The 8,313-nt window shown below is 72.6% G+C and carries 9 protein-coding genes; 8 read left to right on the top strand and 1 reads right to left on the bottom strand.

What is annotated here, in order from left to right; translation table 11 throughout:
- Position 1: 1 nt before the first annotated feature.
- The 4 genes from otnI to VNS22_RS02535 all read left to right on the top strand — a co-directional run bounded on the left by otnI (position 2) and on the right by VNS22_RS02535 (position 3,385).
- Positions 2 to 796: a 2-oxo-tetronate isomerase gene (gene otnI, locus VNS22_RS02550; protein WP_325729294.1), complete on the top strand. Its 795-nt coding sequence runs from the start codon at positions 2 to 4 to the stop codon at positions 794 to 796.
- Positions 793 to 1,413 (top strand): cob(I)yrinic acid a,c-diamide adenosyltransferase, encoded by a 621-nt coding sequence (gene cobO, locus VNS22_RS02545; protein WP_325729292.1) that lies wholly within the window; start codon positions 793 to 795, stop codon positions 1,411 to 1,413. The genes otnI and cobO overlap by 4 nt, the downstream gene beginning before the upstream one ends.
- A 43-nt stretch (positions 1,414 to 1,456) precedes the next feature.
- Positions 1,457 to 2,926, top strand: coding sequence for a cobyric acid synthase (locus VNS22_RS02540; protein WP_349261689.1), 1,470 nt, complete (start codon positions 1,457 to 1,459; stop codon positions 2,924 to 2,926).
- Between the two features lie 78 nt (positions 2,927 to 3,004).
- Positions 3,005 to 3,385 (top strand): hypothetical protein, encoded by a 381-nt coding sequence (locus VNS22_RS02535; RefSeq protein ID WP_325729288.1) that lies wholly within the window; start codon positions 3,005 to 3,007, stop codon positions 3,383 to 3,385.
- Positions 3,386 to 3,394: 9 nt separating this feature from the next.
- Here VNS22_RS02535 and cbiB read toward each other — a convergent pair whose 3' ends face one another.
- Entirely contained in the window at positions 3,395 to 4,438 is a 1,044-nt protein-coding gene (gene cbiB, locus VNS22_RS02530; RefSeq protein ID WP_325729286.1) for an adenosylcobinamide-phosphate synthase CbiB, read from the bottom strand.
- A 181-nt stretch (positions 4,439 to 4,619) separates the two neighbouring features.
- On the opposite strand from cbiB, the gene VNS22_RS02525 reads away from it, so the two are divergent.
- Genes VNS22_RS02525 through cobI form a run of 4 tightly spaced genes read left to right on the top strand, consistent with a single transcriptional unit; the run spans position 4,620 to position 8,193 of the window.
- Entirely contained in the window at positions 4,620 to 5,642 is a 1,023-nt protein-coding gene (locus tag VNS22_RS02525) for a sirohydrochlorin chelatase (protein WP_325729284.1), read from the top strand.
- Positions 5,643 to 5,669: 27 nt separating this feature from the next.
- Positions 5,670 to 6,296 (top strand): precorrin-8X methylmutase, encoded by a 627-nt coding sequence (locus VNS22_RS02520; RefSeq protein WP_325729281.1) that lies wholly within the window; start codon positions 5,670 to 5,672, stop codon positions 6,294 to 6,296.
- A complete protein-coding gene (gene cbiE / locus VNS22_RS02515; RefSeq protein ID WP_325729279.1) occupies positions 6,293 to 7,498 on the top strand; it encodes a precorrin-6y C5,15-methyltransferase (decarboxylating) subunit CbiE in 1,206 nt (401 codons plus the stop codon). The genes VNS22_RS02520 and cbiE overlap by 4 nt, the downstream gene beginning before the upstream one ends.
- The gene (gene cobI, locus VNS22_RS02510) at positions 7,495 to 8,193 is read left to right on the top strand and encodes a precorrin-2 C(20)-methyltransferase (RefSeq protein ID WP_325729277.1); all 699 of its coding nucleotides are present in this window, start codon (positions 7,495 to 7,497) and stop codon (positions 8,191 to 8,193) included. The genes cbiE and cobI overlap by 4 nt, the downstream gene beginning before the upstream one ends.
- Positions 8,194 to 8,313: the final 120 nt, after the last annotated feature.

Raw genomic sequence — 8,313 nt, 5'->3', positions numbered from 1 at the left:
GATGCCGCGCTTTGCCGCGAACCTCAGCATGATGTTCAACGAGCATGCCTTTCTCGACCGGTTCGCCGCAGCGGCTGCCTGCGGGTTCAAGGGCGTGGAGTTCCTGTTCCCCTACGACTTCCCGGTGGACGAGGTCGCCGGCGCCCTGCACGGCGCCGGCCTGTCCCAGGCGCTGTTCAACCTGCCGCCCGGCGACTGGGCGGCGGGCGAGCGCGGCATGGCCTGCCTGCCCGGCCGGGAGCAGGAGCTGATGGAGGGGGTGGAGAAGGCGCTGCGCTATGCCGAGGCGCTGCGCTGCCCGACCCTGCATATGATGGCCGGGATCCCACCCGCCGGCCTGCCGCGCGAGCAGCAGGAGGCGACGTTTGCCGCGAACCTGGCCGAGGTCGCCAAGGCCTGTGAGCCCCTGGGCATCACCGTGGTGATCGAGCCGATCAACCAGCGCGACATGCCGGGCTATTTCCTCTCGTACCAGGACCAGGCGCGGCGACTGATCGAGCGCTCGGGGGCGAAGAACGCCAAGGTGCAGATGGACTTCTACCACTGCCAGATCATGGAGGGCGACCTCACCCGGCGGCTGGAAGCGCAGATCGACCAGGTGGGCCATGTCCAGGTGGCGGGCGTGCCGGAGAGGCATGAGCCGCACGATTGCGAGGTCAACTTCCCGCATCTGTTCGCCCTGCTGGACCGGCTGGGCTATGCCGGCTGGGTGGGCTGCGAGTACCGGCCGCGCGGGCGCACCGAGGACGGGCTCGGCTGGGCGGCTCCTTACGGCATCGGGGGGACAGGCGGATGAGCGACACGGGCACGGACGGGGATGAGGACCGCGACCACGCCCTGAAGAAGGCGAAGATCAAGGCCGCCAAGGACGCGCTCTATGCGTCCAAGACCGGCGAGAAGGGCCTGATCGTGGTGCATACCGGCACCGGCAAGGGCAAGTCGACGGCGGCCTGGGGCATGGTGCTGCGGGCGCTGGGCCACGGCTACCGGGTCGGGATCGTCCAGTTCGTGAAGGGGGCGCGCGAGATCGGCGAGCGCGTGATCTTCGACAGGTTCCCGGACCAGCTGCGCTTCGTGGCCCATGGCGAGGGTTTTACCTGGGAGACCCAGGACCGGCAGAAGGACATGGCCCTGGCGCACCAGGCCTTCGAGGCGGCTAAGGAGATGATGGCCGATCCGGAGGTCCGGATGGTGGTCCTGGACGAGCTGAACATCGCGCTGCGCTACGACTATCTGCCGGTCGAGGAGGTGCTGGAGGTGCTGCGGACCAAGCGGCCGGACCTCCACGTCGTGATCACCGGGCGCAACGCCCGGCCCGAGCTGATCGAGGCGGCCGACCTCGTCACCGAGATGCAGCTGGTCAAGCACCCGTTCCGCGCCGGCATCAAGGCCCAGCCCGGGATCGAGTTCTGAGCGTGGAGTCCTGAGCTTGCCGGCACCGGGCGCCCGGGCGCTGATGATCCAGGGCACCTGCTCGAATGCCGGCAAGTCGCTGCTGGTGGCGGGCCTGTGCCGGGCGTTCGCCCGCCAGGGGCTGCGGGTGCGGCCGTTCAAGCCGCAGAACATGAGCAACAACGCGGCCCCGGCGGCCGATGGCGGCGAGATCGGCCGGGCCCAGGCGCTGCAGGCGCAGGCCTGCGGCGTCAGGCCCTCGGTGCACATGAACCCGGTGCTGCTCAAGCCGCAGACCGACAGCGGCAGCCAGCTCGTGGTCCAGGGCAAGGTCGTGGGCACGGCGGGGGCGCGCGACTACTACCGGATGAAGCCGCAGCTCCTGCCCAGGGTGCTGGAAAGCTTCCACCTTCTGGCCGGCGAGGCCGATCTCGTCCTGGTCGAGGGGGCCGGCAGCCCGGCCGAGGTCAACCTGCGCGCCGGCGACATCGCCAACATGGGTTTCGCGGTGCGGGCGGGCGTGCCGGTGGTGCTGGTGGGCGACATCGAGCGCGGCGGCGTGATCGCCCAGCTGGTCGGCACCTGGGAGCTGCTGGAGCCCGGGGAACGGGCGCTGATCCGGGGCTATCTGGTCAACAAGTTCCGCGGCGACCCTGCCCTGTTCGCCAGCGCCCATCCGGTGCTCACGGCGCGCACCGGCCTTGCCAGCCTGGGCACGGTGACCTGGTGCGAGGCCGCCCGGGACCTGCCCAAGGAGGACATGCTGGGCCTGGCGGAGCTGGCGCGCGCACGGCCGGATGCGCCGCTGGTCGTGGCGGTGCCGAGCCTGCCGCGGCTGGCCAACCTGGACGATCTCGATCCGTTGGCCCAGGAGCCGGACGTGCGGCTGGTGATCGTGCCGCCCGGCCGGCCGATCGAGGCCGGGACGGACCTGGTGCTCCTGCCGGGCTCCAAGGCGACGATCGCCGACCTCGCCTTCCTGCGCCGGCAGGGCTGGGACATCGACATCCTGGCCCATGTCCGCCGCGGCGGCCATGTGCTGGGGATCTGCGGCGGCTTCCAGATGCTGGGCCACACGGTGGCGGACCCGCTGGGAATCGAGGGGCCGCCACAGACCGTGCCGGGCCTGGGCCTGCTCGACGTCCATACCGTGTTCGACCGGGCCAAAACGGTGCGCGAGGTCCGGGCGACCGACCTCGACGGCGGCCTGGCCCTCGCCGGCTACGAGATCCATTCGGGCCGCACCGAAGGGCCCGGCCTCGCCCGCCCGCTGGTCCGGATCGAGGGCCGGCCCGACGGAGCGGTTTCGGCGGACGGGCAGGTGGCGGGCTGCTACCTGCACGGCCTGCTCGCCAATGACGGGTGGCGTGCCAACTATCTCAGGCGCCTTGCTCCGGCGCTGCGTGCGTCCGTGGCCCAAGGCCGGCGCACCGAGCAGGCTCTGGACGAGCTGGCCGACCATCTGGCGGCCTGCATCCCGCTGGGCCGGCTGCTCACGGCTGCCGCTCCCATTGCTCCTGTCGATCCGGGCTGAACTGCCCGGTCCCGTTCACGGATCGTTAAGCGATGTGGGCGCATAAGGGAGGCAGACCCGCCCTCGGAGCTCACTTCCTTGTCCGATCTGTCGCTCGATCGTCGCCGGCTGGCGGCCCTGATGCGCCATCACGGCAGGCCCGCGATCCTGCTGGACCTGCGCGGCCGGCCGATCGTGGCCCAGGGCGAATGGGCCGCGTCCGTGCTGGGCGATCAGGCGCTGCGCGGCCGGCTGACCGATCGGGTCCGCGCGGGGCTGCGGGACGACTTCGCCGCGGCCGTGCCCGGCCTGCGACTCTGCCTGCTCCAGGACGAGCGCGGCCAGCCGCCGCTCGGCTGGCTCGCCACCCCTGCCGAACCGGTGCCGGTCCGCGCCGGGGCCACGCCGCTGGTTCCCGCCAGCGCCCGGGCCGGACCTGAGGACGAGTTCTGGCCGGACCATTGGGGAGGACCCCGCTAAAGGTCCGCCTCATCCCGTCCCGCCACCCGTTGGCAGCGCCAGGAACACGAACAGGAGGATGCCGAGCGCGATCAGCCAGGCGAGCCAGAGCAGGCGGATGGCGCGGCGGACGTCGACGGCGGTGACGTCGCGCCGGCCGTCGCCGATCCAGTGCGCCACCGACGGAACCCCGCCATAGCTGCGCGGCCCGCACAGGGCGATGCCCAGTGCCCCGGCAAACGCCGCCTCCGGCCAGCCGGCATTGGGCGAACGGTGCTGGCGGGCGTCGCGGCGCACGGTCCGCCAGGCCCGGATGGGACTGGCACCGGGCAGGATGCAGGCCGCCAGGATCGCCAGCAGGGCGGAAAGACGCGAGGCCGGCAGGTTGACCAGGTCGTCCAGCCGTGCCGCCGCCCAACCGAAGTGGCGGTAGCGCTGGCTCTTGTGGCCGATCATGCTGTCCATGGTGTTGACCGCCTTGTAGGCCAGGAGACCGGGCAGGCCCAGCAGCAGCGTCCAGACCAGCGGTGCCACCAGGCCGTCGCTGAAGTTCTCCGCGGCGGATTCGATCGCAGCGCGCCCAACGGCCGGCTGGTCCAGCTGGTCCGGATCACGCCCGACGATCATCGCGACCTTGCGCCTGGCCGCCTCGATCCCTTCGTCCATGCCGCGGGCCACGGCCAGGACGTGGTCGGACAGGGAGCGCTGGGCGAACAGGGTCGCGGCTGCCGCCGCCTCCAGGAGCCAGCCGCCCGGCAGCTGCCCGGCCAGCGCCTGGAGTGCTGCGCCCGCGGTCAGGGCCAGGGCGAGCACCAGCAGCACCAGGAGGATACCCCGGCGGCGGCGCCGGGCTGCATTCGCCGCCCGCTCGTCCGGCATCCGGTCGCCGGGGGCATGCTCGTTTGGCGCCGGTGCATCCAGGAGCAGGTGCTCCAGCATGGTGACGAGCCGGCCGATCAGCACCACCGGATGCGGCAGCCGCCGCCACAGGGCGGGCGGGTCACCGATCAGCGCATCCAGGACGAGAGCCAGGATCAGCCAGGCCAGGAGGTGGGCGGGCGGTTCGACGAGCAAGGCTGCAGCGCTTCCCGGACTGGTGGGCCGGCGGCGTGGTCCGACCGTGGGGCCGGATCGGGGCGGTGGGTCCCCTGTGGCGGGCCGGCGGTGACACTGCTATCCACCGCCGACATTCGACAGCGCAAGCGCGATCAGGGTGGTCGCGCCTGCGGGTGCCGGCGGCGTGGATGGGGACACGATGAGCAGGATCGGCGTGATGATCTGCGGGCACGGGTCGCGCGACGTGGAGGCGACCCACGAGTTCGCGGCGCTGGTCGCTCATCTGCGGCGCCACTATGCCGACCGGCCGGTCGAGGCCGGCTATCTGGAGTTCGCCCGGCCGGTGATCCGCGAGGGCCTGGACCGGCTGCGTGACAAGGGCGTCACGGAGATCCTGGCGATGCCGGCCATGCTGTTCGCGGCCGGCCACGTGAAGAACGACGTGCCGTCGGTGCTGAACGCCTGGGCGGCGGAGAATCCCGAGGTGCGCGTGCGCATGGCCCGCGACCTCGCCATCGACGGCAAGCTGCTGCGCGCTGCGGCCGAGCGGATCGAGGCGGCGCTGGCGCTTGCCTCCGACGAGATCACCCGCGCCGAGACCCTGCTGCTGGTGGTGGGCCGGGGCACCTCGGACAGCGACGCCAACGGCAATGTCGCCAAGGTCACCCGGATGCTCTGGGAGGGCATGGGCTTCGGCCATGCCGAGACCGGCTATTCCGGCGTGGCCCATCCCCGCACCGACGAGGCGCTGCGCCGCGCGATCCGCCTGGGCTACCGCCGGGTGGTGGTGTTCCCCTATTTCCTGTTCACCGGCGTGCTGGTGCAGCGGATCTACGAGCAGGCGCGCGCGGTGGCGGCGGAGCATCCCGGGATCGAGCTGGTCGAGGCCGGCTATCTGAACGACCATAAGCTGGTGGTCGAGACCTTCATCGAGCGGATCGAGGGCATCGCCGCGGGCGATACCGCCATGAACTGCCAGCTCTGCAAGTACCGCACCCAGATCCTGGGCTTCGAGCACGACCAGGGGGCGCCGCAGGAAAGCCATCACCACCATGTCGAGGGGATCGGCACCGACGCGGACCGCCACCATCACCACGGCCATCACCATCATCACGGGCACGGGCATCATCACGGCCATGGCCATCATCACCACCATCTCGACGCGCCGGAACCGGACAAGGTCGTGGTGCTGAAGGACGGCGGGACGCGCCGTCGCGGATGAGTCGGAAGGCCGGATGAGTCTGAAGGGATGAGCGACTGGCTCAGGGACCCGGCGGAGATCTACCGCCGCTCGTTCGCGACCATCCGTGCCGAGGCCGCCCTGGACCGGCTGCCGGAGCCGGTCCGGCCGCTGGCGGTGCGGATGATCCATGCCTGCGGCATGACCGACCTGGTGGCGGACCTGCGCAGCGACGGCGACCCGGCGGAGGACGTTCGGGCAGCGCTGGCCAGGCAGGCCCCGGTGCTGGTGGACTCGCGCATGGTCGCGACCGGGATCCTGGCCCGTCACCTGCCGGACGGCGTCGAGATCCATTGCGGGCTGGAGGATCCGGGGCTGGCCGATCTGGCGCAGGCGGCCGGCACCACCCGCTCGGCGCGGCTGGTCACCGGCTGGCGCCCCCGGCTCGGCGGTGCGGTGGTGGTGATCGGCAATGCGCCGACCGCCCTGTTCCAGCTGCTCGACGAGCTCCGCGCGGGTGCCAGCCGACCGGCAGCGATCATCGCCACGCCCGTGGGCTTCATCGGTGCCGCGGAGAGCAAGCAGGCGCTGGTGGAGGCGGAACTCGGCATCCCGTTCGTGACCGTGCTGGGCCGCCGTGGCGGCAGCGCCATGGCGGCAGCAGCACTCAATGCCTGCCTGGTGGAGGCGGCATGAGCGAGCCCTGGCTGTACGTGGTCGGGATCGGCGAGGACGGCCCGGCGGCACTCGGCGCCGAGGCCCGCGCCGCCATGGGGCGGGCCGAACTGTTCATCGGCGGTGCCCGCCATCTGGCCATGCTGGGCGACGATCCGCGGCCGCGCATGCCCTGGCAGGTGCCGCTCGACCCGTCGATCGAGCATCTGGCCAGCCTCAGGCGGCACCGGGTGGTGGTGCTGGCCTCGGGCGACCCTTTGTGGTTCGGGGTGGCGCGCCGGCTGGTGGCGCGCTTCGGCGAGGACGCGATCCGGGTCGTGCCGCAGGTGGCCTCCATGCAGCTCGCCTGCGCCCGGCTGCGCTGGTCGCTGGCCGAGGCGGAAGTCGTCACCATCCATGGCCGCCCGCTGGAGCGGCTGGTGCGCTGGCTGCAGCCGGGCCGGCGCCTGGTGATCCTGTGCGCCGACCGGCACTGCCCGGCGAAGATCGCGAACCTCCTGGCCGAGCATGGCTTCGGCAGCGCCCGCCTCCACGTGCTGGAGCATCTGGGCGGGCCGGACGAGCGGGTGCTCGACCTGCCGGCTGCGGAGGTGGCGCAGCACATGTTCCGCGACCTGGTGGTGGTCGGGCTGGAAGTGCCGGCGCCCGCGGGCCCGGTCCGCCCGCTGGTGCCGGGGCTGCCGGACGACGCGTTCCGCCATGACGGCCAGCTCACCAAGCGCGAGGTGCGTGCGGCGACGCTGGCCAAGCTCGCCCCCTGCCCGCGCGAGCTGCTCTGGGACGTGGGTGCCGGCAGCGGCGCCATCGGCATCGAATGGCTGCGCGCCCAGCCCGGCACCAGGGCGATCGCGATCGAGCGGAATGCGGGGAGGCTCGAGCGGATCCGTGCCAATGCCCTGCAACTGGGCACGCCGGAGCTGGCCACAGTCCTGGGCAGTGCGCCTGCGGCACTGGACGGGCTGCCCCGGCCGGATGCGATCTTCCTGGGTGGTGGCACCGGCACGCCCGGCCTGATCGCGGCCCTGGCCGAGCGGCTGCGCCCGGGCGGCCGGCTGGTGGCGAACGCCGTCACGCTGGAGGGCGAGGCGGCCCTGCTGGCGGCAGCTTCCCACCATGGCGGCGAACTCGCCCGGATCGCGGTGAGCCGGGCGGAGCCGGTCGGCGGCATGCTCGCCTGGCGCGCCCTGGCGCCGGTGACCCAGTGGGCCTGGACCAGGCCGTGACCAGCTTGTTCGGCATCGGGGTCGGTCCGGGCGATCCGGAGCTGGTGACGCTGAAGGCGGCCCGGCTGATCGGCACACTGCCGGTGCTGGCCCATGTCGGCGCGGACGGCCGGCCGAGCCGGGCCCGGCGCATCGCGCAGGCCCTGATCCCCGCCGACACCCGGGAGCTGGCGGCGGACCTGCCGATGCGCTGCGCCCCCGATGTGGCCCGGCCGGTCTATGACCGGCTTGCTGCCGAGATCCTGGCGGAGATCCGGCATGGCCGGGAGGTCGGCTTCCTGTGCGAGGGCGACCCCCTGCTCTATGGCTCGTTCGTTGCGCTGCTCGACCGGCTGGGCGCGCAGGTGCCGGTGACGGTGGTGCCCGGCATCACCTCGATCGCGGCGGCCGCGGCCGGCAGCCGCCATGTGCTGGCCCAGCGGGACGAGAACCTGGCGATCCTGGCGGCCACGGCCGGGGACGCGCGGCTCCGGGCGGCCATGACGAGCGCCGCCAGCGTCGCGATCCTGAAGGTCGGCCGCCACCTGCCGCGGATCCGGCACCTCCTGGCCGAGGTCGGGCTGGCGGAATCGGCGCTGGTCGTGAGCGAGCTGGGCAGTGCCGAGGAGCAGGTCCGGCCGCTCGATATGGTGACGGAGGAACGGCTGCCCTATTTCGCCCTGATCCTGGCCCGCCGCCCGCGCGAGCTGCCATGACCGCGATCGTCATCCTGGGCGCGCGCGGCCTGCCCCTGGCCCGCCGGATCGCGGCGGCCCTGTCCGGTGCCGAGGTCCATGGCCCGGTTGGGCTCGCGGTCGACACGAGCTTCGCCAAGG

Source organism: Geminicoccus sp., from assembly GCF_035556675.1.
In the GTDB taxonomy this organism is placed as follows: domain Bacteria; phylum Pseudomonadota; class Alphaproteobacteria; order Geminicoccales; family Geminicoccaceae; genus Geminicoccus.
This window is presented reverse-complemented; position numbering and strand designations above follow the sequence as displayed.